General features: G+C 70.1%; 25 protein-coding genes and 3 pseudogenes. 17 read left to right on the top strand and 11 right to left on the bottom strand.

Annotated features, from left to right (window positions below):
* Positions 1-21 precede the first annotated feature (21 nt).
* Positions 22-1557, top strand: coding sequence for a diacylglycerol/lipid kinase family protein (locus PYS65_RS20765; RefSeq protein WP_279335427.1), 1536 nt, complete (start codon positions 22-24; stop codon positions 1555-1557).
* On the opposite strand, the gene PYS65_RS20760 is transcribed toward PYS65_RS20765, so the two are convergent.
* Both PYS65_RS20760 and PYS65_RS20755 read right to left on the bottom strand, forming a co-directional pair.
* Positions 1490-2950, bottom strand: a complete 1461-nt coding sequence (locus tag PYS65_RS20760) for an amino acid permease (protein WP_279335426.1) — start codon at positions 2948-2950, stop codon at positions 1490-1492. The two genes, PYS65_RS20765 and PYS65_RS20760, sit on opposite strands and share 68 nt — an antisense overlap.
* Before the next feature lie 433 nt (positions 2951-3383).
* Positions 3384-5024, bottom strand: a complete 1641-nt coding sequence (locus tag PYS65_RS20755; protein WP_279335425.1) for a helix-turn-helix domain-containing protein — start codon at positions 5022-5024, stop codon at positions 3384-3386.
* A 1175-nt stretch (positions 5025-6199) separates the two neighbouring features.
* Here PYS65_RS20755 and PYS65_RS20750 point away from each other — a divergent pair.
* From PYS65_RS20750 to PYS65_RS20730, 5 genes and pseudogenes are all read left to right on the top strand, one after another.
* Positions 6200-6403: a cold-shock protein gene (locus PYS65_RS20750; RefSeq protein ID WP_030939356.1), complete on the top strand. Its 204-nt coding sequence runs from the start codon at positions 6200-6202 to the stop codon at positions 6401-6403.
* 276 nt (positions 6404-6679) lie between these two features.
* Entirely contained in the window at positions 6680-8170 is a 1491-nt protein-coding gene (locus PYS65_RS20745; protein WP_279335424.1) for a DEAD/DEAH box helicase, read from the top strand.
* Positions 8171-8216: 46 nt separating this feature from the next.
* Positions 8217-8626: pseudogene (locus PYS65_RS20740) on the top strand (CBS domain-containing protein).
* 48 nt (positions 8627-8674) lie between these two features.
* Complete coding sequence (locus tag PYS65_RS20735) at positions 8675-9001, top strand: SCO5918 family protein (RefSeq protein WP_279335423.1); 327 nt, start codon at positions 8675-8677, stop codon at positions 8999-9001.
* A gap of 190 nt (positions 9002-9191) precedes the next feature.
* Positions 9192-9524 carry a WhiB family transcriptional regulator gene (locus PYS65_RS20730; RefSeq protein WP_279335422.1) on the top strand — a complete coding sequence of 111 codons (333 nt, stop codon included), beginning with the start codon at positions 9192-9194 and terminating at the stop codon, positions 9522-9524.
* Between the two features lie 126 nt (positions 9525-9650).
* On the opposite strand, the gene PYS65_RS20725 is transcribed toward PYS65_RS20730, so the two are convergent.
* From PYS65_RS20725 to PYS65_RS20710, 4 genes are all read right to left on the bottom strand, one after another.
* Positions 9651-9989, bottom strand: coding sequence for a MerR family transcriptional regulator (locus PYS65_RS20725; protein WP_279335421.1), 339 nt, complete (start codon positions 9987-9989; stop codon positions 9651-9653).
* A 756-nt stretch (positions 9990-10745) separates the two neighbouring features.
* Positions 10746-11390, bottom strand: coding sequence for a DNA alkylation repair protein (locus PYS65_RS20720; protein ID WP_279338019.1), 645 nt, complete (start codon positions 11388-11390; stop codon positions 10746-10748).
* Between the two features lie 322 nt (positions 11391-11712).
* Complete coding sequence (locus PYS65_RS20715; protein ID WP_279335420.1) at positions 11713-12387, bottom strand: TetR/AcrR family transcriptional regulator; 675 nt, start codon at positions 12385-12387, stop codon at positions 11713-11715.
* Positions 12388-12590: 203 nt separating this feature from the next.
* On the bottom strand, positions 12591-13964 hold the full coding sequence (locus tag PYS65_RS20710) for an MFS transporter (RefSeq protein WP_279335419.1): 1374 nt from the start codon (positions 13962-13964) through the stop codon (positions 12591-12593).
* 339 nt (positions 13965-14303) lie between these two features.
* Here PYS65_RS20710 and PYS65_RS20705 point away from each other — a divergent pair, with 339 nt between their 5' ends.
* Both PYS65_RS20705 and PYS65_RS20700 read left to right on the top strand, forming a co-directional pair.
* Positions 14304-16406 (top strand): restriction endonuclease, encoded by a 2103-nt coding sequence (locus PYS65_RS20705; protein WP_279335418.1) that lies wholly within the window; start codon positions 14304-14306, stop codon positions 16404-16406.
* 65 nt (positions 16407-16471) lie between these two features.
* Complete coding sequence (locus tag PYS65_RS20700) at positions 16472-16924, top strand: hypothetical protein (protein WP_279335417.1); 453 nt, start codon at positions 16472-16474, stop codon at positions 16922-16924.
* A gap of 159 nt (positions 16925-17083) precedes the next feature.
* Here the strand turns inward: PYS65_RS20700 and PYS65_RS20695 are convergent, their stop codons facing one another.
* Positions 17084-17701: a LysE family translocator gene (locus PYS65_RS20695; RefSeq protein WP_279335416.1), complete on the bottom strand. Its 618-nt coding sequence runs from the start codon at positions 17699-17701 to the stop codon at positions 17084-17086.
* Positions 17702-17812: 111 nt separating this feature from the next.
* Between PYS65_RS20695 and PYS65_RS20690 the strand changes: the two genes are divergently transcribed.
* Both PYS65_RS20690 and PYS65_RS20685 read left to right on the top strand, forming a co-directional pair.
* Positions 17813-18265, top strand: coding sequence for an Lrp/AsnC family transcriptional regulator (locus PYS65_RS20690; RefSeq protein WP_279335415.1), 453 nt, complete (start codon positions 17813-17815; stop codon positions 18263-18265).
* Between the two features lie 107 nt (positions 18266-18372).
* Complete coding sequence (locus tag PYS65_RS20685) at positions 18373-18876, top strand: GNAT family N-acetyltransferase (protein ID WP_279335414.1); 504 nt, start codon at positions 18373-18375, stop codon at positions 18874-18876.
* 155 nt (positions 18877-19031) lie between these two features.
* Here PYS65_RS20685 and PYS65_RS20680 read toward each other — a convergent pair whose 3' ends face one another.
* Positions 19032-19445 carry an ATP-binding protein gene (locus tag PYS65_RS20680; protein ID WP_279335413.1) on the bottom strand — a complete coding sequence of 138 codons (414 nt, stop codon included), beginning with the start codon at positions 19443-19445 and terminating at the stop codon, positions 19032-19034.
* A gap of 232 nt (positions 19446-19677) precedes the next feature.
* Between PYS65_RS20680 and PYS65_RS20675 the strand changes: the two genes are divergently transcribed.
* From PYS65_RS20675 to PYS65_RS20665, 3 genes are all read left to right on the top strand, one after another.
* Complete coding sequence (locus PYS65_RS20675) at positions 19678-20529, top strand: DUF5753 domain-containing protein (protein WP_279335412.1); 852 nt, start codon at positions 19678-19680, stop codon at positions 20527-20529.
* 8 nt (positions 20530-20537) lie between these two features.
* A complete protein-coding gene (locus tag PYS65_RS20670; protein ID WP_279335411.1) occupies positions 20538-20747 on the top strand; it encodes a DUF397 domain-containing protein in 210 nt (69 codons plus the stop codon).
* A gap of 137 nt (positions 20748-20884) precedes the next feature.
* Entirely contained in the window at positions 20885-21712 is an 828-nt protein-coding gene (locus PYS65_RS20665) for an SAM-dependent methyltransferase (protein ID WP_279335410.1), read from the top strand.
* Positions 21713-22827: 1115 nt separating this feature from the next.
* Here PYS65_RS20665 and PYS65_RS20655 read toward each other — a convergent pair.
* A complete protein-coding gene (locus tag PYS65_RS20655; protein ID WP_279335409.1) occupies positions 22828-23238 on the bottom strand; it encodes a DUF6069 family protein in 411 nt (136 codons plus the stop codon).
* A complete protein-coding gene (locus PYS65_RS20650) occupies positions 23235-23846 on the bottom strand; it encodes a TetR/AcrR family transcriptional regulator (protein ID WP_279335408.1) in 612 nt (203 codons plus the stop codon). Before PYS65_RS20650 ends, PYS65_RS20655 begins: the two co-directional genes overlap by 4 nt.
* A gap of 306 nt (positions 23847-24152) precedes the next feature.
* On the opposite strand from PYS65_RS20650, the gene PYS65_RS20645 reads away from it, so the two are divergent.
* Positions 24153-24440, top strand: a complete 288-nt coding sequence (locus PYS65_RS20645; protein WP_279335407.1) for a hypothetical protein — start codon at positions 24153-24155, stop codon at positions 24438-24440.
* A gap of 184 nt (positions 24441-24624) precedes the next feature.
* Positions 24625-24876 carry a hypothetical protein gene (locus PYS65_RS20640; RefSeq protein WP_279335406.1) on the top strand — a complete coding sequence of 84 codons (252 nt, stop codon included), beginning with the start codon at positions 24625-24627 and terminating at the stop codon, positions 24874-24876.
* Here the strand turns inward: PYS65_RS20640 and PYS65_RS20635 are convergent.
* A pseudogene (locus PYS65_RS20635) lies at positions 24867-25571 on the bottom strand (MFS transporter); the annotation flags it as partial. The gene PYS65_RS20640 and the pseudogene PYS65_RS20635 sit on opposite strands and share 10 nt — an antisense overlap.
* Here PYS65_RS20635 and PYS65_RS20630 point away from each other — a divergent pair.
* Positions 25565-25714, top strand: a pseudogene (locus PYS65_RS20630) (transcriptional regulator); the annotation flags it as partial. The pseudogenes PYS65_RS20635 and PYS65_RS20630 sit on opposite strands and share 7 nt — an antisense overlap.
* 9 nt (positions 25715-25723) lie before the next feature.
* Positions 25724-26233: a glutathione peroxidase gene (locus PYS65_RS20625; protein ID WP_279335405.1), complete on the top strand. Its 510-nt coding sequence runs from the start codon at positions 25724-25726 to the stop codon at positions 26231-26233.
* Positions 26234-26295 lie beyond the last annotated feature (62 nt).

The raw sequence follows: 26295 nt of genomic DNA, 5'->3' as shown, positions 1-26295 counted from the left end.
GGCCGCCGCGGAGGAACACCCATGAACCCGGCCACGGCCCCGGACCCGCCCGGTGACCGGGAGCACGAGGAGAGGGGCCGACAGGTGGAACGGCGCAGAGGTGGTACGAGCGGACCGGGCGGGTCCAGGGCCCCGGCCGCACTCGAAGGCGGGGCCGGACGGGCCCGCCTCGCCCTGCTCGCCCTCCTGGGAAGCATCCTGGTGCCGCTCGTCGCCGCCGGTCTGCGGAGCGTGCTGTGGGTCCTGGTCGGCGTCGCGGGGCTCGCGCTCGCCGCCGTCGGCGTGTGGTGGGCCCTGGCCCACACGGGTGTGCTCCGTGTCCTCGGGGCGGTCCTGTCGGTGGCCGCGCCGGTCACCGTGTTCGCCCTGTACGCCGCGTTCGACCTGCTGGGACCGGCCCTGGTGTCCCTGGCCCTGTGGGCGCTGGCCGTCACGACGGCGCGTACGGCCCTGACACCGGATCACCCCACCTCCGAACAGGCGGTCATCGAGGCGCCCCACACCCCCTGGGTGCTCATGAACCCGTACTCCGGGGGCGGCAAGGTGGGCCGTTTCCAACTGGTGGAGAAGGCCCGGGCGGCGGGCTGCCGGGTGGCCCTGCTCGACGCGGGCCAGGACGTCGTCGAGCTGGCCCGGCAGGCCGTCGCCGAGGGAGCCGATCTGCTGGCGGTGGCGGGCGGCGACGGCACCCAGGCCCTGGTCGCCGAGGTCGCGGCACGCCACGACCTGCCGTTCGTGGTGATCCCCGCGGGCACCCGCAACCACTTCGCCCTCGATCTCGGCCTCGACCGCGACGATCCGGCCGCCGCCCTGCGGGCCCTGGGGGACGGCGTCGAACTCCGCGTCGACCTCGGGTACGCCGCGGACCGGGTCTTCGTCAACAACGCCTCGTTCGGGACGTACGCGTCCGTCGTCACCGACCCCGCGTACCGGGACGCCAAGGCCCGTACGACCCTGCGCGCCCTTCCCGGCCTCCTCACCGGCGAGGAGGCGCTCAGGCTGCGGGTACGGACCGGCCGGACCCGCGTCGACGGGCTCCAGGCCCTGCTCGTCAGCAACAACCCCTACGGACGTGCCGTGGACGCGGCCCGTCCGGGGCGCAGGGAGCGGCTGGACTCGGGGCTCCTCGGCCTGGTGTGCGTGCGGGTCGGCAGCACCGCCGAGGCCGCGCGCATCGTGCGCGGTCCGCGCTCCGGGGGGCTCGTCCGGCTGTCCGCCGAAGAGGTCGTCGTCGAGGCCGGCACGGACACCCTCCCGGTCGGCATCGACGGAGAGCACGTCGTCCTGCCGTCACCCGTGGTGTGCCGCAGCGCGCCCGGTGCGCTCCGGGTCCGCGTGCCGCGCGACCGCCCGCACGCACGGCGGGGCAGCGGCGCGGCGGCCGACTGGCCGCGCGTGGCACGGTCGGCGCTGGGCCGTCCGGTCCCGGTGGCGGCTCCCCGCCGAGGACGGCGGGGAGCCCGGACCGCCGGGTGGAGGTCCGGGGCGGCTACCGGGGGGCGACCGCGTCCTCGGTACTTCTCGGGCGCCTCCGCTCCCGGACCAACGCGATCGTGATCACCAGCACGGCCACCAGCATGGAGAGCAGCACCTGGCTCCGTCCGCCGCCTTCCCTGCCGTCGGTGAGCATGTAGACGAGCACGAACGAGATCATCCCGATCGCCACCCATGTCAGGTACGGGAACAGCCACATCCGGACGACGAGCTTCTCCGGGCTCTCGCGCAGGATGATCCCCCGCATCCGCAGCTGCGAGAAGCAGATGACCAGCCACACGAAGAGCGCGACCGCGCCCGAGGAGTTCAGCAGGAACTGGAACACCGTGTCCGGCCACAGGTAGTTGAAGGCGACCGCCACGAAGCCGAAGGCCACGGAAGCCAGGATCGCGGCCTGTGGGACACCTTGTGCGTTGGTCCGTACGAAGGACCGCGGGGCGTCGCCGCGTTGGCCCAGGGAGAAGGCCATCCGGGAGGCGGTGTAGAGGCCGGAGTTGAGGCAGGACAGCACGGCGGTCAGCACGATGAAGTTCATGATCTCGCCGGCGTGCGGGATGCCGATGGAGTTCAGTGCCGCGACGTACGACCCCTTCTCCTGGATCGCGGGATCGTTCCAGGGCAGCAGGGAGACCACCACGAGGATCGAGCCGACGTAGAAGATGCCGACCCGCCAGATCACGCTCCTGGTGGCCTTCGCGACGGCCCGCTGCGCGTCCGGGGACTCGGCGGCGGCGAGGGTGACGATCTCGCTGCCCATGAAGGAGAAGACGACCAGCAGGATGCCGGTGAGGATCGCTCCGGGCCCGTGCGGCAGGAAGCCGCCGTGTGCGGTGAGGTTGGCGAAGCCCGTGGTGGCGTGGTCGGAGCCGGGCAGCACACCGAAGACCGCCAGGCCGCCGAGGACGATGAAGCCCGCGATGGCGACGACCTTGATGCCCGCGAACCAGAACTCGAACTCGCCGAAGGAGCCGACCGAGAGCAGGTTCGTGGCGGTGAGGACCACCATCACGATCAGTGCCCAGGCCCACTGCGGTACGGCCGGCACCCACCCTTCCAGGATCACGGCGGCCGCGGTCGCCTCCACGGCGAGCACGACGACCCAGAAGAACCAGTACAGCCAGCCGATCGAGAACCCGGCCCAGCGGCCCAGCGCCCGGTCCGCGTAGGCGGAGAAGGAGCCGGAGCTCGGGTTGGCCGCAGCCATCTCGCCGAGCATCCGCATCACCAGGACGACCAGGGCTCCGACCAGCGCGTACGACAGCAGAATGCCGGGCCCGGCGGCGGCGATACCGGAGGCGGAGCCCACGAAGAGGCCGGCGCCGATCACACCGCCGATGGCGATCATGGACAGATGGCGGTTCTTGAGACCGGCCTTCAGACCCGACTGCTCCGGGGGCGGGTCACCGGCCGGTGGAGTGGTGGCCGTGGCCAGGGAGTCAGGGGCGCGTGCAGTCATGTCGACATCCGTCCAAAGTGGGGTTGGGGAGTCTTGCCGGAAGTGGCCGCCGTGTTCACCGGGCCACCGGTCTCCGATCACCGGCGATCCGGATCTCCGGATACCCCGTGATCGGCGGGAACGAGCAGACCGGTTCGGGAACGAGCAGGCCGGTTCGGCAACGGGTCGGCCGTGACCCTGGAAGTTCTCGAAACCGTTCACTATGTGGGGGGTGGTGTTCGATATACGGATGCGGTGTCGATGATGGGGTCGTCATCGCACGTCGGCGCTGTGCTCCGTCTCCTCGTGAGAGGCGGTGCGAGAGCCGGTCCGCATCACTCGCGGAGATGAATTCGCGCAAGCGTATGGGGGGCCGTGAGGCGATGTGTTTGTACGGCTCGACGAACCCGACCCCGATCGGCTGTACGACCGACCAATGCGGAAGGAGGCGGGATCAGGCGGTGGGCGGCGACAGCCGCAGCTGGAGCATGGCGAGCAGACGCTGGTCAGGACGGCTCAGTTCGAGACCGGTCAGCTCCTCGGCCCGGCGAATGCGGTAGCGCAGCGTGTTGGGGTGCACATACAGCTGGGCGGCGGCGGCCCGTACGTCGCCGAAGGAATTCAGATAGGTCAGGACGGTCTCCGCCAGGCGGCCCTGGTTGCGGCTGTCGTGCTCGAGGAGGGCGGTCAGCCGTGGATCCCGTATCTCGGGATGGACGGAGAGCAGCGTCAGCAGCTCACTGACCAGCACTTCCGCCTGGATGTCCGGCAGTGCGGCGACCGCGGTGGGGACGTCGGTCCCCAGCATGGCGTCGAGGATGCGGTCGGCCTCCCGCCGTGACTCCGGGACGTCCCCGAGCCCGGACACCACGCAACCGACCGAGCCGCGCAGGGGCAGGTCCAGATGGCGGCCTGCGGCGTCGGTGATCTCCTGGCCCCAGCCGCGCAACGTGTCCACGTCGATGCTGCGCGGCAACTGGGGCAGGAGCACATAGATGCGGGAGTCGGCCTGCGTGACCAGCGCACTGCGATGCCGGGCGGCCATGTGCACGGAGATCAGGCTGGTGACCTCGGCGTGGGTCAGTTCCGGGGCGGCGACGACATCCGCGGTCTCGTACGAGAAGCCCAGGACGGCGGCCGGGCGGGCCGCGTCGAATCCCAGGTGGGTGGCCAGCGGCTGGGGCCCGGTGTTCCCGTCCAGCAGTCCGGCCAGCAGGGTCCGGGTGAACGTCAGTCCCTCCGAGAGCTCCCGGCGGCGGCGCACCAGGTGGAGCGTGGCGACCCGGGCCGCACCCAGCAGTGCCCGGTCCGAGTGTTCGGACAGGGGCGTCGAGCCCTCCTGCACCCAGATGGTCCCCAGTTGCCGGCCCCCGGACCGCACGGCCACCGCGAGCCGACGGCGGATCCCCAGCTCGGGGTGGCTGTCGATACTGATCACCTCGTCGCTGGAGTGCAGGTTCTGGAACACGCCCCACTCGCGCAGCTTCGCCAGGTACGGCTCCGGCCCCTGCCAGCCGAGGATGGAGCGCCGCCGCAGGTCGTCGATCTCGTCGGAGTCGGTGGAGCGGGAGTACGCCAGCACCCGGTGGGCGGCGTCCTCGATGCTGACGATGCCGTTGGTGAGGATGGCGGTGGTCTGCGCGAGCGAGAACAGGTCGCCCTCCTCGGCCCCTTCGCCCGGGAGGCCCGGCGGCACGTCGTCGAGGGCGGCGCGGGCCAGCGTGTTCACCTGTTCCCAGCGCGCTTCGCCGCGCAGCGAGAGCAGGGCGACCCCGGCCTCGGCGGCGGTCTCGCTGAGGGCCGCGGCCTGGCCGGGGCCGTCCAGTTTGACCACGACGCCGGCGGCTCCGTCGCGCCCGGCGGCCCGCAGCGCGGGATAGGCGGCCCGGCCGCGGGCACCGATGACGAGAACCAGTTCGCCCGGCCGGGTGACCGGCGGGTCCTCGGGGTCGAGCAGGGCGACGCTGCGGATCTCGACGTCCAGTCCGGCGGGAGCCGCCTGCACCTCCAACAGCGCATCACCCAGTGCCATCAGCAACTCGCGCAGGCTGATGCTCGCTGTGGGGGGAGGTACCGCGTCCGAACCTATGGTCATCGCCTCTGCCGGGGGCCGTGCCGAGCGCGATGCTATCCGCTCGGCACCGGGGGACCGCACCGGGTGTGTGCGGACCGCGGCGCGTGCGGACCGCGGCGCGTGCGACGGCACGATGCCTTCCGGGCCGTCGCACGCGCACGGGACACGTGGGACGCGGTCGGGCCGCTCACCGCATCCGCCCGAGCGTGAGCGATGCCGGTGACCACACCGCCCCGTGTGCCCCGGAGCCTCGCTGTCGTTTCCCCGCTTCCGGCAAGACGCCGGGAACCGGGCCGGGGCTCAGGGCCTGTCCGGCGGAGCGAGTCGGAGGACGTCGACGGCGCCTTGCTCGAAGACACGGTCGAAGTCGTCCTCGCGCCGGCTCTCGCTGTCCAGGGGTACGCGGCCACCGGCCGATGTTGCGCCCGGCGCGCGGCCCGGTCCGAGCGCGGCGGTGCGCCGACCGGGCGTGCCGGGCAGGCAGGCCCGCCCTCCTGACCCGCTGACGCCCTCGTGCGGTGTGCGTCGCCCCCCGGCCCCGACCCGGCTGGGCATGGTCCTCCGTCCACGTGGCGGCCGGGGGCGTCCGTGTGCACCTCGGCGGACATCCGGCTCAGCGGCACCGCGTGCGCGTCCGGCCCACCGAGCAGTGCCGCGGCGACCGTCCCGTCGCACGCGAGACGCACGCCCGCCGACCGGACGTCGATCCGGTGGGCGATCGCCCCGAGCGGAACCGGTCCTCCGTCCCCTCCCGGGCCCCCGACGGGCACGGACCGGGAGCCGGCACCGCCAGAGTTCTGGAGCGGTTCGTACGGCGGCCGGTCGCTTGCTCCGAGGGGGCGGGTGCAGCGGAACAGTCCGTGGCCGACTGCCGGCGGAGGTGGAAATTCAAGGATCGCCAAGGTCCGGACACCATGATATCTGCACCCACGGGATGAGAGTTTGACGGAACGTGCGGACAGTTTCCTTACAGCAGCGAACAGAGCGGAATTATTCGCCGCGCACAGGCCGCCACAACGTGCTACTGTCAATCGCAGTTGCAGTTGTGGTTCCCGAATTCCAAGTTCTTCTCAGGCGGCTTCCGTGCCACTGGAAACATCTTTGGCACCGGTCTTTTTCCGGGCGGGTCGATCATCGCGGCGACACGGCGCCCGTGCAGTGCGGATGCCGATTCACTGCCCCGAAGGAGACAAGACATGGCTACTGGCACCGTGAAGTGGTTCAACGCGGAAAAGGGCTTCGGCTTCATCGAGCAGGACGGCGGCGGCCCCGACGTCTTCGCCCACTACTCGAACATCGCCGCCCAGGGCTTCCGCGAGCTCCAGGAGGGCCAGAAGGTGAGCTTCGACATCGCGCAGGGGCAGAAGGGCCCGACGGCCGAGAACATCGTCCCCGCCTGACACCGGCGCACACTTCGTAGCTGGGGCCCGCATCCTTCGGGGTGCGGGCCCCAGCTGCATGCACGTCCCGCAGTGGTTTCGCCTGCGGGACGACCGCGGGGAATCCACAGACCTACACAAAAGGATTCCCTTTCGGGAATGCCAGAGCATCTCCCGTGCATCATGTTTTGGCGCACGATTCATTTTCGCGCCCCACTCGGCCCGTTCTTGCAATTCTCCATGCCGCTCACCGCTGCGGGAATTCCTTGATATGTGCCGCATCAAGGAAGGTTCCGCATGAACCGCACACGCACGAACGACCGCTTCGCCCGCACCCGGAACGGCAGCGCCGTCCCCGGGAAGAACGGCAGACAGTTCGGCTCGTCGTCCCTGAGCCGCTCCGGCGGACCGGTGCGTTCCCACGGTCACAGCCGCCGCCCCGCCGCGTTCCAGGGGGAGTTCGCCCTCCCGAAGACGATCACCCCGGCGCTGCCCGCCGTGGCGGGCTTCGCCGATCTCGACATGCCCGCGGAGCTGCTGACCGCGCTCGGCGCGCAGGGCGTGACCGTACCGTTCCCGATCCAGGCCGCGACGCTGCCGAACTCGCTCGCCGGCCGTGACGTCCTCGGCCGGGGGCGCACCGGTTCCGGCAAGACCCTCGCCTTCGGGCTGGCCCTGCTGGCCCGTACGGCCGGGCGGCGCGCCGAGGCCCGGCAGCCGCTGGGGCTGATCCTCGTACCGACGCGTGAGCTGGCGCAGCAGGTCACCGACGCGCTCACGCCGTACGCCCGCGCGGTGAGGCTGCGCCTGGCGACGGTCGTGGGAGGGATGCCGATCAGCAGGCAGGCCGGCGCGCTGCGCCGCGGCGTCGAGCTCGTCGTCGCCACCCCCGGACGCCTCAAGGACCTCATCGAACGCGGCGACTGCCGACTGGACCAGGTGTCCGTCACCGTCCTCGACGAAGCGGACCAGATGGCCGACATGGGCTTCATGCCGCAGGTCACCGCTCTGCTCGACCAGGTCCGTCCCGAGGGGCAGCGCATGCTGTTCTCCGCCACGCTCGACCGCAACGTCGACCTCCTCGTGCGCCGCTACCTGAGCGACCCCGTCGTGCACTCCGTCGATCCGTCGGCCGGCGCGGTCACGACGATGGAGCACCACGTGCTCCACGTCCACGGCGCCGACAAGCACGCGGCCGTCACCGAGATCGCCGCACGCGACGGCCGTGTGATCATGTTCCTGGACACCAAGCACGCCGTGGACCGCCTCACCGAGCACTTCCTGAACAGCGGGGTGCGGGCCGCCTCCCTGCACGGGGGCAAGTCGCAGCCGCAGCGCACCCGTACGCTGACGCAGTTCAAGAACGGGCACGTCAACGTGCTGGTGGCGACCAACGTCGCCGCGCGCGGCATCCACGTCGACAGTCTCGACCTCGTCGTCAACGTCGACCCTCCGACCGACCACAAGGACTACCTCCACCGCGGCGGCCGCACGGCCCGCGCCGGCGAGTCCGGCAGCGTCGTCACCCTGGTCACCCCGAACCAGCGCCGCGCCATGACCCGCCTCATGGAAATGGCCGGCATCGTCCCGCAGACCACCCAGGTCCGCGCGGGCGCGGAGGCCCTGCACCGCATCACCGGCGCCCAGGCCCCCTCCGGCATCCCGGTCGTCATCACCGCACCGGTGACCGAACGCCCCCGGCGCGGCGCCACCTCACGCGGCCGGCGCCGCGCCGTGCCGGCGGCCCGGCGCGCGCCCGCACGGCGGTCCGTCTCCGACGCCGCCTAGACCCGTCCTGATCAGGAAGCTGACCCATCTCTGCAGGAGGCACCTCTTGACGCTGGTCCAGATGCATTCCCGCCCGACCGGCACCGACGCCGTGCACAGGACGGCTGCCGATGCCGTGGACTCGGCCGGGCCTCAGGTCTGGGACGACATGACCGTCGAAGTGGCGCTGTCCCTCATGGCCGCCGCCCGCACGGGTCACCTCGTCGTCTGCGACGAGGACGGCCAGTACACCGACCTGGTCACCCAGGCCCGGCTCACCGCCGTGCGGGACAGTTCCGGCTACACCGACCGGCTCCGCCTGCGCGACGTCTCCGACGCGACGACGGCGGGCCCTTCGCCCCGCCGCTGACCACGGTGGCCGAGGCCGAGCACGCGATGCGCCACCGGCGGCTCGGGGCCTTGCCCGTGGTCGACGAACACGATGACGCCCCGGGCGTCATCGCCCTCTCCCGCTGAACCGCCACATCACAGCCGGCCCCTTTCCCCTTCTCCTTGTGAGGCGTCATGCGTTGTGTCATCGCCCGCTTTCCGTTCGAGCTCACCAAGGACGGCGTGCTGGAATCGATGAAGGGCGTCAAGCCCGAGCCGGTCACCGGCGACTCCGTCGTCATCGGGCGCCGCCACTACCCCGCCAAGCAGGTCGGCCAGGTCGTCACCCGCCAGGACCGCCGCGATTTCAGCGGCGGCGAAGTCCTCAGGGCCATGACCCGGCTCGGCTTCACCTGCCGCACCGCCCCCGAGGCCCCCGAGGCCGCAGAGGTCGCAGAGGCGAGGATCGCCGACCCGCTCCAGCGGGCTTCCCTGATGCTCGGCGCCCCCATGTCCATCTGACCTGCGGGAGGGGCGGCCACCGCCCCGGCCCTGAGCAGGGCATGACGAGTACGGCCCGCACGGACCCCGTCCGGGCTGACAAGTCCACAGGCACGCTTTTAGAGTGGTGGGCACGACCCCTGCCGGGCCTGCGGCACGCCTGTGCCGCAGCCACCTGCCGGCTCAGCCGGCATCTGGCGGAGGTGTCACCGTGCCGGACGACCGTCGGCCTTCTCGCTTCAGCGTCGACCTGTTCCCCGCCGCACGCGGATGGATCCGCGATGCCGCGTGCGTGGGCGAGGATCCCGAGCTCTTCTTCCCTCTGATCGAACGGGAAAGCGAGCCCCAGGTCGCTCGCGCCCGTGCGGTCTGCCATCGCTGCCGCGTCCTGCTCGCCTGCCGCCGGTGGGCCGTCGAGCAGGGGGAGGACGTCGGCATCTGGGGTGCGACCACCGCCGCGCAGCGTCGCGCCATCCGCCGGAAACTGTTCGGCGGCCCGGCGGGACAAGCGACGGGGAAAACGGTTCGTACACGCCGGGAATGACCGCTTACAGCAGGGGTGTCGGCCGAGCAGCGCAGCCCCGGGCCCTCCCGAAGGGGACTCGATCGCCGGTCCGATCGGCTGCCGGCCGCGGTCCTGGCGTGCCACCGTCCGCCATGAGCGTGCGGGTCAGGCGTCCGCCTTGTGGTCGGCCCCGACCTCACCGCCTCGCAGTGCGTCGTTGATGCGCCGGGCCTCTTCCAGTTGGTCTTCCAGGATGATGATGCGGCAGGCCGCCTCGATGGCGGTGCCCTGGTCGACCATCTCCCGGGCACGGGCGGCGATGCGCAGCTGATAGCGGGAGTAGCGACGGTGGCCGCCCTCGGAGCGCAGGGGTGTGATCAACCGGGCTTCACCGAGAGCCCGTAGGAAGGCGGGCGTGGTGCCGAGCATCTCCGCTGCTCGTCCCATGGTGTAAGCGGGGTAGTCGTCGTCGTCGATTCGGTCGAGCGGCGTGTCTGTGGTCATCTGCACCTCTGAGGGGGGAATGCGTCGAGGGGCCTTGGTGCCGTACGGCACCAAGGCCCCGAGGGATTTGTAACACCATCGACCGGCTTACTGCGAGGCCGGCCTTCTGTTTCCGCACCGACCCCTGACGAGGGGCGGAGAGTGCGGGGATCGCGGATGCGTGACCGTGGGACCACCTTCCGTTCCGGGGCCTGCGGTACCCGGGCAGACCGTTCTCGCCCGGGCGATCCTGATGGCGTCCTCCTCCTTCTCTTCCTTCTGTCTGACTTCTCACTCCTGCGGACCTGCGTACTGCCGGCGGCCCTCGTACGGCCACCAGGCCCGGCGGTCAGCGAGGGGGCCCCAAGCCTACTCCGGCCCCACCACTCCACCGCCGTGCCAGAACCTCTGTTCCCGCGGGCAGTTCGTGTCTGCCACGCCTCACCGACTTCCTGGCTACAGCAGACACACTAACCTCGGTGCGCGCACATGTCTACATCAGCCACCACAGATTTCGGTCCGTGCGAGTGAAGGGTTATCCACCGGCACCCGAGTGCCGCAACCGCTCGGCTTCGGCCGGGGCATGACGCGTGGGAGCGGCAGCCGCCTCGACGGACGGCCGCCGTGGTGCCACGCCGGGGCCGACAGCGGTCACGGCCGGCGCGTGTCGAAGCAGGCCGAAGAGCCCCGAAGAGCCGCTTTGCTTCCGCCCTGCAGGGCCGTGCACGGCGAAGGGCCCCGGTAGCGGCACGAGCGTGAGCGCGAGCGCGGCTCTTCCTACCCGTCGTGCTGTCGGCGCACCATCTCGGTGATCCAGACGGGCGCGAACGGGGACGTGCAGCCCGGGGAGGTCGGGTAGTCCTTGAGCACTTCCAGGCGCTCGCCGATGTCGACTGCGCGGGTACGGTGCTCGGCGTGCTCGATGCCGATCTGGGCCAGGCAGTGGTTCATCGCCCATTGCAAGCGATCCGGGGCGTTCTTCATCTCCGCCTCGATGACGTCGAGCAGTCCTGCCAGGTCGAGACCCCCAGGCCGCTTCGCCACGCGTTCGGTGGTCAGCGCCCAGCCGGCGCTCGCGACCACGGGATCCGGATCGGCGGACCAGGCCAGGCGCAGCTCTTCGGAGTGCGGGTTCTTCTTCACCACGTAGTTCACGAGCCAGTCGTGCACCTTGGGTGCGCGTGCCTCGCGCAGCATGACGTCCAGTTCCTCGCGCTCGAACGCCTTCGGGCGGCAGACCAGGATCGCCAGGAGTCTCGCCGCGGTGTCATCCGTCGCCCAGAGGCGGCGCGCGAGTTCCTGCTGCGTCTTCAGCCGCTTCGCGAGCGCGCGCAGCCTGCTGAGATTCACACCGTGATCGTCACCGTGCTTCTCGTTCACCCGGCGTGTCTTCGGGTCCTCGAGCTCGGCCAGCTCGGCCATCACCTCGGCCACGGCCGTCTCGACCGGCGTCGTCTCGGTCACCTCGGCCACCTCGGCCACCTCGGCCTCCTCACATCACAGTCAGCGGCATTGATGCTAGCCATCGACGTCAGTGCCGGGGGCACTCCGAGAGGCGCTGTTCATTTTTCGGTGCATCCATGTCATGGCACCGATGTGCCGGGGTCTCAGCCCGTCAGGGCGGCCGACGGGGCGAGAGCGGCGACCGCGCCGCCTGCGCGGGCCCTCCCGGTCGGCAGACTCACCGTGCCCCGCACCGTTCGGTCCTGCACGCCCGGGATCGGCCGCGGCCGGCGCACCGGGTTCAGAGCAGGTCCCGGGCCTCGTCGCGCAGCGTCGACAACGCGTGCCGCGCGGCCGCCGTGTCCGGCAGCACGGCGAACAGCAGGGGACTGCCGGCAGCCGGTTCCTCGACCAGGGTCCGGCGGATCCACTCCATGCCGTCCTTGAGCTCGGCGTACGCGTCCGCCGTCCCGCCGCTGCGGGCGAAGTTGCCGAGCGCCGACCGATGCATCGCGTCGATCAGCGCGGAGAGCGCCATCGGCAGGAACGCCGGACCGTCCGGGGGCAGTCGGTCACGCAGATACGCCCGGGTCAGGGCGACGTAGCGTTCGTTCTCGAGCACCTCACGCCTGCGCAACTCGGGCACGATCCGGGTCAGCCGGTAGCGCTGGAGCACCAGTTCGGGCCTGCTCAGGAAGTCGAGCATCACCACCTCGGTGGCCGCGACGACGACGTCCACCGGGGACCGCCCCCCGGTCGGCTTCACCAGGTGGCGCGCCAACAGCTCCAGCCGCGCGGAGTGATCGGGGAACGCCAGCTCGTCCTTGCCGTCGAAGTACCGGAACACCGTGCGCCGTGACACCTGCGACGCGTCCGCGACGGCCTCCACGGTGACGCTCTCGTAGCCCTGCTCCAGGAACAGCGCCATCGCCGTCTCCGCGATGCGGTACTTCGTCTCCAGCCCTCGTTCGGCCATGGCTCCTCCCCTCCCCCTCCCCGACTCCTCGGCGTCTCCGCACGAAGTCGCCGTGCGCCCGTGAGTCGGTGAACCCGTGAATCCGTGAGTCTATGACCACGGCCGCGGGGGGAGGCCGGGTCGGCCGCCGCCCCCGCGTACGGTCGACGCCGCCCACCCGCCGAACGGGCCGGTCCGGGCGGCGACGACACGGTTCCGCAGGGTCACTTCACCGCTTCCGCACCGGCTTCCCCACCGGCCGGAGAGCCCGGGCCGGCGCCCTGGCCGGCCCGCCGGTCCTCGGAACGCACCGTTCGATGCAGCACCGGCAGGAGCAGCACGCCGAGGACGGCGGCGCCCACGAGCACGGCGTGTCCGGCGGACTCGCTCCCCCGGCCCTCGGCGAGTCCGTACAGATAGGGGCCGACGAACCCGCCGAGCAGCCCGACCGTGTTGATGAACGCGAGTCCGGCCGCGGCCATCAGCCCGGACATCCTCGCCATCGCGACCGACCAGTAGAGCGGGAGGATGCCGACCAGCAGCAGCATCGCCGCGTCGATCAGCAGAATGCGCAGGATCGCGCCGTCGGAGACGCTGTACGCGACCGCCACCGGGACCGTGGCGAGCGTCACGTACGTCAGGACCCGGACCTCGCTCTGCACACGGCGCTGGATCCACGGGATCACGAGCACGCCGATGAACGAGGCGATGCCGGCGCTGCCGCTCACCACACCGATCAGGAAGGACCCTTCCACGTCGAGGCTTTCGACGATGGACGGGAAGTTGTACTGGATCGCCACGCTGTTGACCTGGTTCGCGAAGTAGATCAGGGACAGCGCGAGGATGAACGGCCGGGCGAAGGCGATCCTGGCGTTGCCCTTCAGGGTGCCGTGCCCCGGGGCGGTCCGCACGACCGCGCGCTCGTTCAGCACCGCGGCCTCCCGCGCCGTCAGCCACTTCGCGTCCTGTGGCCGGTCGGGCACGAGGCGCCACACGAAGTAGGCGACGACCACGGTGAGCAGGCCCTCGACGAGGAACATCCACTGCCAGCCGTACAGCCCGCCCGCTCCGTGGAGCTCCATGAGAGCGCCGCCGAGGGGAGCCCCGAGTGCGAAACCGGCGCACACGGCGAGGTAGAGGATCCCGACCACGGTCACCCGCTGCTTCTGCGAGAACCAGATCGTGACGGTGTACATGAGCGCCGGGTACAGGCCGGCCTCGGCCGCGCCGAGCAGGAACCGGACGATGTAGAAGGACAGTTCGTCCTGCACGAACATCATGCAGGAGCAGAGCAGTCCCCAGGTCACGGCGATCCGGGTGATCCAGCGCCGCGGCCCGACCCGGTACATGATCAGGTTGCTGGGCACCTCCAGGAGCGCGTAGCTCAGGAAGAAGATGCCCGCGCCGACGCCGTACGCCGCGGCGCTGATGCCCACGTCGGCTTCGAGCGACGTCTTGGCCATACCGACGTTGGTGCGGTCCACGAACGCCATGAAGTACGTGAGGCACAGGATCGGCAAGAGACGGAAGGCCGCTTTGCGGCTCGCCGTGGCGTGCAGGGCGTCGGTGCCGTCCTGCGCGGTTCGCTGCTGGTTCACAACGGGGCTCCCGGAGCGTATGGCACTGGATGTCATTTTTTGACACTCGGTGGCGCTGGACTGTGCCACACGCCACACGGGGGCACAAGACCTCTGACACAGGTTCGAGTTGACGCCCCTGAGCGCGGGCGGCAGAGCACCATCGCGGGCCCGTCCGGCCCTCATCCCGGAGGCCGCCCCGGCGCCTCCCGAGGTCGGTGACGATGAAGTGAAGATCACTTGAAGCAAGCGTGTGGGTGCGCGACCGGTTGCCGACTAGAGTCTTTCCATCACTGCTGGTTATGGGGCCGGAGCCTGGTGCACGCATGCCGGGTCACCGGTGGGGAGGGCCTGTCGAGCATGAGCCGTCGCTCCAATGGGTTGGTCGCCGTCTGGGCCGAGGCGCAGCGCCAACAGCAACGTCAACAGGAGGCGCAAGCCAGGTTCCAGCGGGAGCAGGAGCGGCAGCAGCGCGCCCACCGGCGGGAGATCACCCGCAGCTACCGTGAGCAGAAAGCGGCGTACCGGGAGCAACGCGAGGCGGAGGCCCGGCGCCGTACGCAGGAACTCGACGCGCAGGTCGAGGCGTTGCAGGGCCTGTTGACGACGGGATGCCGGGCTCCGGCCTTCCGGACCGACGCGCTCGCCCGGCCGGAGCAGATCGAGGCGTTCGCCCCGGGACAGCTCGCGCACCCCCTCCCCATGCCGGACCCGAACCAGCATCAGTACCAGCCGCAGCAGAGCGGCTGGACCGCCGCACGCCGGGCGCAGGCGCAGGCGGAGGCCCGCTCCAGGTTCGAGCGCGACTGGCACGCCGCACAGGCCGCCGAAGCGCAGCGCCTGCACCAACTGGCCACCTATCAGGCGCAGTACCAGCAGTGGGCCGAGGCCCGGACGGCCGAGATCCGTCGGCACAACGCCGGCGTCGCGGAGATGGCGACGGGGCTCCGCAACGGAGATCCGGAGGCCGCGGTGGAGTACTTCTCCGCCGCCCTCTACGCCTCGACCGGCTGGCCGGAGGACCTGCCCCGCAGGCTGTCCGCGGCGTACGACCCGGGGGCGCGCCAGCTGGTGCTGAACTGGGAGCTGCCCAGGTACGACGTCGTCCCGGAGGCGAAGTCGGCGCGCTACCTGATCAACGCCGACCAGGTGAAGGAGTCGCCCCGACCGGTCACCCAACGCCGCACCCTGTACCGGGACGTACTCGCGCAGTGCCTCCTGCTGGTGCTGCGGGACCTGTTCGCGGCCGACGAGTTCGGCGCGCTGGAATCGGTCGCGCTGAACGGGTTCGTGGACGATCACGACCCGGTGACCGGCAGACGGGCGCCCATGTTCCTCGCCACCGTCATGGCTCCGCGTGCGACGTTCGCCGCGCTGCACCTGGAACAGGTGAACGCGGTCAACTGCCTGGTGGACGGCCTCCGGGGGCAGTTGTCCCCACGCCCCGACCAGTACACGCCCGTGCGGCCCGGCCGGCTTCCCGAGGACGTCGGCAACAACGTCGTCACCCATGGGGACGGCGAGGAGCCGGATCTGTACGAGATGGACCCCGTCGCCTTCGAAACGCTGGTCGCCGACCTGTTCCGGGCCATGGGCATGCAGGCCGTGACCACCCAGCGCTCGAACGACGGCGGTGTCGACGTCGACGCGCTGGACCCGGCCCCGATCCGCGGCGGCAAGATCGTCGTGCAGGTCAAGCGCTACCGCAACACCGTCCCCCCGACCGCCGTCCGCGACCTGTACGGAACCGTCCAGGACGCCGGCGCCAACAAGGGGGTCCTGGTCACCACCTCCGCGTTCGGCCCCGGCTCGCACACCTTCGCCAACGGCAAACCCCTGGAACTGGTGGCGGGCTCCGAACTGGTCGACCTGCTGCACCGCCACGGGCTGCGCGGGCGCCTGGGCGGCGGCGGCGAACGCCCGGTGCCCGCTCAGCGGACGGCACCGGACAGCAAAACCGGCGGTGACACCGGCGCGGACGACCACAACGTGCTGGGCATGTACTGGTCGGGCAACGTCGCCCTCGACGTGTGCGCGCTCGTCTGCCACGGCAACCGGGTCCTGGACGACGACCACTTCGTCTTCTACAACAACCCCCGCACACCCGACGGCACGGTGCGCACGCTCGTCCCCGTCGCGCCCGACAGGGCCGCCGTCCAGGTCTCCTTCGACGCCCTGCCGGCACACGCCGACCGTCTCGTCGTCATCGCCGCGGTCGACCCCGTCGCCAACCCCGCGGCCGACCTGTCCGAGTTCACCGACGCCGGCATCCGACTGCTGGACTCCGAGGGCACCCCGCTCGGCCAACTACACGTCTCCGACGGCCGCCCGGACGAGACCGCCCTCGTACTGGGCTCCTTCCGCCGCCGCGCGAACGGCGACTGGGACTTCGTCACCGGCGGCAGGGGATACCGGGGCGGCCTGGAGGAACTGGTCCGGGACTACGGCGTCGACGTGGAATAGTGCCGCCGTCGAGCGGCCGTGCCGGTTCGGAGGCGGGGCCAGGGCGGACGAGGGGGACAAAGAACATGACGACCTGGGGCCTGGTCATCGAGACCACCATGGGGGTCGGAGAACGCAAGCACACCGAGGCATACGTGCTCGCTCACGTCACCGGAGAGCGCGAGGAGGCACTCGCGGAGCTGGAACGACGGGCGCGAAGCTACTCGCCCCCGCACCCCAGAAACCCCAAGCGCCGTCGGCTCCTGCGGCAGGACGACGGGTTCCTGCTCGTCGTGGACGGGGCGTGGCAGTCGTTCGTCACCCGGTTCACGGTGGCGGAACTGATCGAGGACTCCGCCGCACCCCCCGCCCCGGAACCGGTGGTGGAAACCGTGCCGGATCCTGCGCCGGAACCTGTGGTGGAGGCGCCGAGTACGCCCGTCGCCGCGGCGCCCGAGCCCGCGGAACAGCAGATCGAGCGGTACGCAGACGGGGTACCGGTCAAGCCGGCCTGGCTGGGACGCACCGACCTGCCGTGAGAACGCCACCGATCGATGCGCCGAGGTGGGTCATCAGGCCCCGGCGGTCGAAGCTGCCCTGGACGCGCTTGCGGACCGCGGGACTCGCCTGCTCCAACAGCGTGTGGTCTTCCATGTCCGTGTTCTCCTTCGTGCCGGTGTGCAGCAGGGCGGGTCCGGTCAGGCGGCCAGGCGTTCCGCGAGCAGGACGACACCAATGACGATCATGATGGCGCCCGAGGCGCGGGTGACCGCCCGGGCCGCGGAGGGCCGGGTCTTCAGAACGGTGCGGGCGAGGAAGCCGACCGTGAGGTACACCAGCGCGCAGGCGGTCATGTGCAGGGTGCCGAACAGGCCGGTCTGCGCGGCGACGGGCCAGCCGCCGGTGGTGTCGATGAACTGCGGGAACAGCGAGAAGTACAGCAACAGCGCCTTGGGGTTCAGGCCGCTGATCCCGGCGCCCTTGAGCATCACCTGTCTCCGGGAGGCACCGGCCGTCTCCTCGGAGGCCGCCAGGGCTGCCGGCTGGCGCAGCACGTTCCAGCCCAGCCAGACCAGGTAGCCGGCTCCGGCAACGGTCAACGCGGTGAGCACGACCGGCGAGCTCGCCACGATCACGACCAGGCCCGCGACGGCCAGGATCGTGTAGCCCGCGTACCCGGCGATCAGCCCGGTCACGGCCGGGAGGACCGAGCGCTCCCGCAGACCCGCCGAGATCGTGAAGGCCCAGTCCGCCCCCGGGGTGAACACCAGCAGGAGGTCCACCGCCAGAAAAGCCGCCAGCGTGGTCGCGTCCATGAATCCGTCCCTCTCACGTACCCAGCTACGCAAGGGAGGCTAGGCCGGACCGGCCCGAAAGTGTTCCTTTCTTTACCCCAGAATCTCGCCTATTGGAGGAGAATCTTCTTCATGGACGCCCTAGACCGGAAGATTCTTGCTGAACTGCAGGTGGACGGCCGTCTCACGGTCACCGAACTCGCCGCACGTGTGCAGCTGAGCGTCTCGCCCTGCCACCGCCGCCTGCGCGACCTCGAACGCGAAGGTGCGATCCGCGGCTACCGCGCCGTCGTCGACCCCGCCGCCGTCGGCCTCCACTTCGAAACCCTCGTCTTCGCCACGCTGCGCTGGGAGGATCCCGACACCGTCACCTCCTTCGAAGAAGCGGTGAGCGCCATCCCGCACGTCCTCCAGGCCCAACGACTCTTCGGCGAACCCGACTACCTCCTGCGGGTCGCCACCACCGACCTCACCGCCTACCAGCAGCTCTACGACCAGCAACTCGCCCGCCTGCCCGGAGTGCAGCGCCTGACCTCCACCCTCGTCATGAAGAACGTCGTCGACGACCGGCCCTTGCCCGCATAGACCGTCGGCGCAGGCCGGACGCCGCTCAGCCCGGGCGCACCTCTCCGAGCCGATCCACAGGTCACGAGCATGGCTCGTCCGTGATGTTCCGTGGGAAGAGTGGGGGCATGACTGCGTACAAAAAAATGCCGTTCCACCTTGAGACCGAGCGGCTGATCCTGCGGCCGTGGGTCGAGTCGGACGCCGCCGAGTTCTGCGCCCTCCTCTCCGAACGCGGCAAGGGGACCCCCACCGTTGAGCACATCCGGACGTCCATCGCGGAGCTGCTCACCGCGACGGCGACCACGGGGATCGCCCTGTTGCCCATCCAGCGCCGTGACGAAGGCGACTTCATCGGCTACTGCGGGCTGATCATCGGCCGCTCCACCCTGGAGGAGCCCGAGATCGCGTATGAGCTGTTCCAGCGCGCGCATGGGCATGGCTACGCCACCGAGGCGGCCAGGGCGGTGCTCGATGCCGCTGTCGCGACCGGGCGGAAACGGCTCTGGTCGACCGTCGGCGCATGGAACACACCGTCGCTCCGTGTCCTTGAGAAGCTCGGGTTCGAGCGGGATCACGTTTCCACGGAAGACAACGGTGAAGTGGTCTGGCTCACACGCGTGTTGCCGTGACGCGAGAGCACGCTCCCGGGGCTTCACGCGCACCTGCTCGAGTGCGCTCCGGCGGGGCGCCGGGCATACCGAGACCGGTCAGCACTCGGGTCGCCCCGGGCACCCCGACTACCGACCCTGCCTTGAAGGGCGGAGCCTGCGCGCAGGATACTTGGTCACCCAGCAGCGCCCAGCTCGCACCATACGTACTTGCCCCGGTTGCCGAACCGGGAGAGCGGATGCCAGCCCCACACGTCGGCGCAGGCCCGCACCAGCGCCAGGCCCCGCCCGTCCTCCCCCTCCAGCTCCGGGGTGAAGGGCCTCGGCGGCTCCGGCGGGGACGGGTCCGCGTCCCACGCCCCGATCCGCAGGACGCCGTTGACCGACCAGCGCACCCGCAGTGCCGCCGGCCCCTTGGTGTGACGCACGGCGTTGGAGACCAACTCCGTAGCCATCAGCTCCGCGACGTCGACCAGACGAATCAGGCCGTGCATGGTGAGGATCAGGCGCAGGGTGCGACGGCAGATGGTGACGGCTCTCGGGTCGTTCGGGATGTACAGGGAGTACTCCCACGGCTCGGTTTCGGGCATGCGAACTCCAGTTGGGTGAGGGAGTTGGGAGCGCTGCAGGAGGACGGGCGACGGTGTCACTGCCGCCACGTCACGGCAGGACGAAGCGGTGCACTTCCGACGCCCCATCTCACGCAGAGCACTCAACGCGTCACCGAAGGTAGGTCTAATTCTTCATGTCACGCAAGCCGGTTCGCGTAATCTGGCCCCGAACGAGTTGCGTTCACTGGCGCATTGGATTGGGGAGCAGTCGATGGCCTTGAGGCGTGAACCGACGGCGCGTCAGTTGAGATTGGCGACCGAGTTGCGTCGCCTCCGTGACGCTGCGGGGTTGGCCGCTCGGGAGGCGGCGGCGCTGCTCGGAGTGAGCCCCGTGCAGATCAGCCACATCGAATCCGCCCTCGCCGGCGTAAGCGAGGAACGGCTACGTCGCCTTGCCGCCAACTATTCCTGTTCGAACGTCGAGTTGATCGACGCGTTGGTCTCCATGGCGTCTGAGCGGGCCCGCGGCTGGTGGGAGGACTACCGAGGTCTTCTGCCCGCCGCGTACCTGGATCTCGCCGAGTTGGAGCACCACGCGAAGTTTCGGAAGGACGTGGCGGTCATCCACGTGCCGGGGCTGTTTCAGACGGAGGACTACGCACGGGCCCTGTTCGCCTACATGAACCCGGAATTCCCGGACTCGGAGGTGGAACACCGAGTGTCACACAGGATGCGGCGGAAGATCGTCATCGAATGCCCAGATCCGATCCCGTACGACACCGTGATCCATGAAGCAGCGCTCCGGATCAAGGTCGCCGGACGTGCTGCGACTCGGGCTCAACTGACGCGCATCCTCGAGATGTCCGATGCCGACCATGTCACGGTCAGGGTCATCCCCTTCGCACTGGACGACTTCGCGGGCGCCGGGAGCACCATGGTGCACCTGGGTGGTCCGGTCCCCCGTCTGGACACCGTGGTACGCGACGCCCCTCACGGCACAGCACTCCTCGATTCCGAAGCCCAGCTGGAACACTTCCGGAAGCTCTTCCATAGGGTGAGTGAACGGTCACTCGCCCCAGATCAGTCACGTGACCTCATCCATGAGTTGATCAAGGAGTTGTGAGGAACCCAATGACCGCCCACCCCTCTACTCGCTGGCGCAAGTCCTCCTTCTCCGGGGGCGGTGAAGGCAACGACTGCGTGGAGATCTCGGAGGCTGACGACGCCCGCATAGCCATCCGTGACTCGAAGTACCCGGCCCGTGCCGCTTTCTCCGTACCCGCTCCGGTCTTCGCCGCCTTCGTCGGCGGCTTGAAGGCCCAACCGGGACCTCTGGTGTAGCAACAAGCTCTCTGCCACGCAGCGAAGTGGCCGGAACAGGTGCTTCGATCGCTGGGTTTGACGCCAACCAGGGTGAAATCCGGTCACGTTCGCCTACGTTGGGCGCACTGATCGCGCTCATCACAGGAGGCTCAGCCGTGTCGGAGGACACCACCCCGGACAGTGCCGGTTTCGAGACACGTGCCCGCATCGATACGACGAAGCCGCACTCGGCGCGGTTCTGGAACTACTTCGTCGGGGGCAAGGACAACTACAAGGTCGACCGGGAGATCGGGGACCAGATCAAGGGCATCTTCCCCGGGCTGGTCGACGTGGCCCACACCAGTCGACTGTTCCTCGGGCGGGCCGTCGGGCATCTGGCCGGGCAGCAGGGGATACGGCAGTTTCTGGACATCGGTACGGGACTGCCGACCGCCGACAACACGCACCAGGTGGCGCAGCGCGTCGCTCCGGACGCGCGGATCGTGTACGTCGACAACGACCCGATCGTGCTGACCCACGCCAACGCCCTGCTGACCAGCACCCCCGAGGGCCGGACGGACTATCTGGACGCCGATCTCTACGACCCGGAGTCCGTCCTGCGGGCCGCCGCCGGGACGCTGGACATGTCCCAGCCCGTCGCGCTGATGATCCTCAACACGCTCGGCCACGTCGCCGACTACGAGCAGGCGCGTGATCTGGTGCGCCGGCTCATGGCGGGGCTTCCCTCGGGGAGTTACCTGGTGATCAGCGACAGTACGGCCACGAGCGAGGGCATGGTCGCGGCCTCGAACGCCTACAACGCGAGCGGCGCCGTGCCGTACTACGTGCGCGAGGTCGAGGAGATCGCCGGGTTCTTCGACGGCCTGGAGCTGCTGGAGCCGGGCGTCGTACGGGTCCCGGAATGGCGGCCGGAGGCCGGCGCGCCGGACGAGGATGAAGCGAAGGACGTGGACGCCTTCTGCGGGGTGGGGCGCAAGGCGTAGCCGGGCAGGCGGGTAGGGGGTCGACCACGGGTCGTCCCCCTGCCTGTCGCGTGGATGGTGAGGAGCCTGGGGGAGAAACCGCAGACCGTTCTCGTCAAGCTCTGCAACACCAAAGGCAAGACGACTAGCAGCTGTTGACCAGCACTTCCAGTGCGCAGTACCTGCTCGGCCACGGCACCAGCACCGTGGAGTACCGGATCAGCGCCGCTGAAGGCGCCTGCAGGCAGAGGGCGACCCGATGACATCCCCCATATACGACCGGCCCGATGGGATGGTGTCCCTGCGGGTGGTGCAAGGGATCTGAAGGCGGCGTCGCGGCTCGAAGACGGTGGTGCCGCCCGGCGGACGTGAGATCGAGTGACGGCGCATCGGACCTCGCCGGGGGCGGTCGGCTGCTCGTGCGGACGATGTCCCGCGACCGCCCGGTGGGACGGCGGCCTCGACGCGTGCGATGTCCGGACGCGCGCCCGCGCCCCGGGGAGGACACACCGCCCCAAAACCGTGAGCACTTCGGCCACACCTGTCCTGATGCCGCTCATTTGAGCGCTCACCTGACACATGCCCGCCGACTGCTCACGGTTTTCGGCACGGCATCCGTCTCCGGCCCCGCAGCCTCGGGACCGCGGAGATCCCCTGCATCACCCACAGGGACACCATCCCCGATGGGCGAGATAGGTCTCCCGCCCTCGGGCGAACTTCCCCACCCGACGGCGGGGTTCGGCACGCGCGAACCGTCCGGCTATGCGCCGCACCAGCCCTGCGAAGTCATCGCCCCAACGGCCCGGGGCTACGCTGTGACCAGCGGCCACCGCCTGATCTTCTGTCTTCACACGCCGATGATCACCGGTGGCCGCACCCGTCTCCGACCCCACCCCCAGACCTCCCCCGACCTCGCCTACGGCTCCGACATCGCCGGCATCGGCCTGACCATCCCGGCGGTGGCATCGCAGCGATCCGGCGCGAGGGTCCGCTCTTGCTGGGCCTCGGCCCGACCCACCAGGTACCGCTCTTCATCTCGACCGTGGTGGGCACTCTGATGGTCATCCCCGGCCGCGCGACGCTCTGGCAGGGTTGCCTCCATCTGGTGCTGTTCGCGGCGTACTTGGTGCCGACGGTCATCCCCTGGCGGCACCGGCTCCCGCCCGGGGGGACCTGCCGCCCAGCCCCGGGATCAGCACCGCCGCCACCGCCAGGTGCATCAGAGCGAGGGAGACCCGGGTGCCGCCGTCCATGCCGTCGCCGATGAACGGCAGGAAAGACACGGCCAGTACGGTGCCGGCCACCCCGGTCCAGATGGCGCGGGCGCGCCGCGCCCCGAACCGCTCCAGGGCGGTCAGCAGTCCCCAGCCGGAGAGCGACGCGAGCAGTGCGACGACCGCCACGGGCACGGCGCCGATGTCGAGTGTCTGCTCGCCGTCGGCGATCCGCAGTCGGTGCCCCAGCAGGGGGTCCGCGACCAGCCACACCAGGACGGGGGCCAGGACGGCCAGGGCCGTCACCCCCAGACGCCTTTTCCGCGTGCTCACTTGGCGCCCCCCGAGAGCGCCCCGTGCAGGAAGACCTCCACCAGCTCCTGCGGGGTCAGGTCGGGCTCGTCCTCCGTACGCGGTTGGGTGAAGAGCAGCCCGAAGAAGAGGGCCGCGATCTGCTCCGGCGGCCGGCGCAGGGCGGCCCTGTCGGGCTCCAGCAGCTCCGCGAGGGCCGCGCGGATACGGGTCGTCGACTCCTCGCGGCCCGCGCCGCGCACCGTGCCGGGGTGCTTGCCGCCGCGATGCCCCAGCGAGCCGGCGATCGCGCCCATCCGGGACAGGTGCGCCTGCAGCGCCTCGGCCGCCTCCGCGAGCCGGTCGGGCAGCGGCTGGGACACGTCGATCGCGTCGAGTTCGCGGACCGCGTGCTCGGGAGAGAGCGCCTCGGCCATGCATGCCTGCAGCAGCTCGTCCTTGTCGGCGAAGACCCGGAAGATCGTGCCCTCGCCGATGCCCGCGGCGCGGGCGATCTTCGCGGTCGTCACCGCGGCGCCGTACTCGGCGATCAGCGGGATCGCGGTCTGGATGATCATCGCGCGGCGCTGCTCCGGTGACATGCCGGGGGCGCGGCGGCGGGTGGTCGGGTTCTCCCTGGGTGCTGTCATGACCGCGAGAGTACGGAGTGAGGGCTCACTCCGTCAATGAGTGAGCCCTCACTCCGCCCGCTTCTCCCGCACCCGGCTGCCTGCCGATGGCAACCCACCAAGATCCACAACTACGGCTGGAGCACCAAGGCTTCCTGGCCTCAGGGCCGACGGCCGACACTGGCGACCCCGGGTAACGTTTCTGCAGGTCAGCGCGGCAATCACGTGATCACCTGTCATGGTGAAACCGCCCGACAACAGACAACCCGAAAGGGCAATTCCTGGTTGTTCCCGACGTTCGCCAGGAACAACCAGAAGGAGATCATCTTGATGCGGTCGCGTGTCGTACGCTTGGCCACCGCACTCGCTGCGGCGAGCGCCCTCGTCGCCACAACGCCATCTGCGGCACATGCCGGCGCGATCGGGTCGGCGCCGGTCCGCACCTTCGAGTACAACGTCGGTGGCGTGACGATGAAGATCCCGACCGGGTGCATGTTCACGCACGCCGTCCGCGGGAGCGGCAAGAAGATCACCTACCAGAACGCCGATGTCGACTGCGCCTTCGTGGGCGCACTCAGCAGCGGCTTCTGCAACTGGCGCATCGACTTCACCTAAGCCGACACGAACAACAGGGCCTACCGGACGTCCCCCGGCAGAACGCACAGCGAATGCAAGATCGACCCCGTGCGCAACAACTCTCCACAGCGTCTGCCGCATTACGGCAAGGCATGCGCCCACCTCTACGTCAACGGGGTACAGCGAGTAAGTCAGTGTCACCACATCACGAAGTGAGTCATTCATGACCGAGCAGCGTGGGCCGGGCACGGATCCGGGATCTGAAATGCGTCGGCGCCGGGCCGGGATCGTGTCGTTCGTTGCGGGGCTTGTCGCGGCTCTCGCCTTCTTCGCGTTCTTCCCCGGGTTGCCTCATGTCATCGACTGGGGCGCCATCCTCGTCTCCCTGGCCGTGGGTGCCCTTGCCCGCTGGGCTTGTCGGGCCTGGATGGCGAGGAGCCTGGAGGAGAAGGAGAAACACAGCGATCAGGTGTGATCGGTGTCTTTGGTTTCGTGGGCGGCTGGGGTTCGCGACCCGATGGTGGGGGTTGAGGGTGCCGGCCTCTCCGTCGATGCGTGTCGTTTGTTGTGGCGGCTTGACGTTGCCGCCAGTGCTGCCGTCACCGTCAGGGACGTCGCCGCGAGGGCTGTCATGGTGATTGCCGGGGTGGTCAGTTGAGCCAGGGTGCCGGCCAGGGTGGCGGAGAGGCCCTGGAGGGTGAGCATGCCTGAGGAGTGGAGGCCGAGGGCGTGGCCGGAGAGGTGGGGCGGGGTGAGGGTCGTCAGGCGCTCCTGGTGGACCAGGCTCGCTCCGAAGCCGACCGAGGCCACGGCGACCAGGACGGCGGCCACGGGGAGAGGCGGGTGGAGGGCGAAGAGCAGGTACGGGGTGGCCAGGAGCAGGAGGAGCGGGGTGCCCAGGCGGGCTCTGCGGCTGGGCGGGACCAGGCGGCCGATGATGATGTCGCCGACCAGCATGCCGAAGGCGGCGCAGGCGAAGAGGGTGCCGGCGGCCTCGGGGGCGTAGGGGACGTAGAGGGATTCGCAGCCGACGATCAGGCCGTTGGGGATCCACAGCGCCAGGTAGACGTGACGGCGGGGTGGGGACGACCAGAGGGCGGCGTTCGCGCACCAGGTGGCTCGTACGGAGGGGCGGCCAAAGGCGCGCGGGCGGCGGCGGGGCAGGGCCAGGCCGCCATCTGCGGGTGCTGCTGGAGGCGGGGCTGGTGGAGCGGTGAGGCCGGGCGGGGCGGTCCGTGTTGTACGTACGGTCGGCGGCCGGTGAGGTGCTCTTGGAGGCGGGTACGGGGATGTCCCGTGACGGGCGGAGTTAGCATCCGGGTATGACGACTGTAGAGACCAACGGTTCTTCTCCCCTCGATGTCGAGATCGGTGCTCTGAGCGGTGGGTCCGCCGGGCTGGGGCGGTATGCGGGGCAGGTCGTGCTGGTGGTGAACGTGGCCTCCAAGTGCGGGCTGACGCCGCAGTACGCCGGGCTGGAGCTGCTGCACGAGAAGTACGCGGCGCGGGGCTTCACGGTGCTCGGGGTGCCCTGCAACCAGTTCATGGGGCAGGAGCCGGGCACCTCGGAGGAGATCGCCGAGTTCTGCTCCGCGACGTACGGGGTGACCTTCCCGATGACCGAGAAGGTCGAGGTCAACGGGGAGGGGCGGCACCCGCTGTACGAGCGGCTGGTCGGCTTCGCGGACTCCGAGGGGCACAGCGGGGACATCCGCTGGAACTTCGAGAAGTTCCTGATCGGGCGGGACGGCGAGGTCGTCGCCCGGTTCTCGCCGCAGACCGAGCCGGAGGCGGCGGAGCTCGTGGCGGCGGTCGAGGGCGCGCTCGGTTAGCAGCCCCCTCAAGAGCTGACGCCCCGGCGTCCGGTTTCGGGGGCCGCGTTGACCTTGTCCCT

Origin of the sequence: Streptomyces cathayae (assembly GCF_029760955.1) — a bacterium.
Lineage (GTDB): Bacteria > Actinomycetota > Actinomycetes > Streptomycetales > Streptomycetaceae > Streptomyces > Streptomyces cathayae.
The sequence above is the reverse complement of the archived record's forward strand: the minus strand, read 5'-3'. Positions and strand labels throughout refer to the sequence as shown.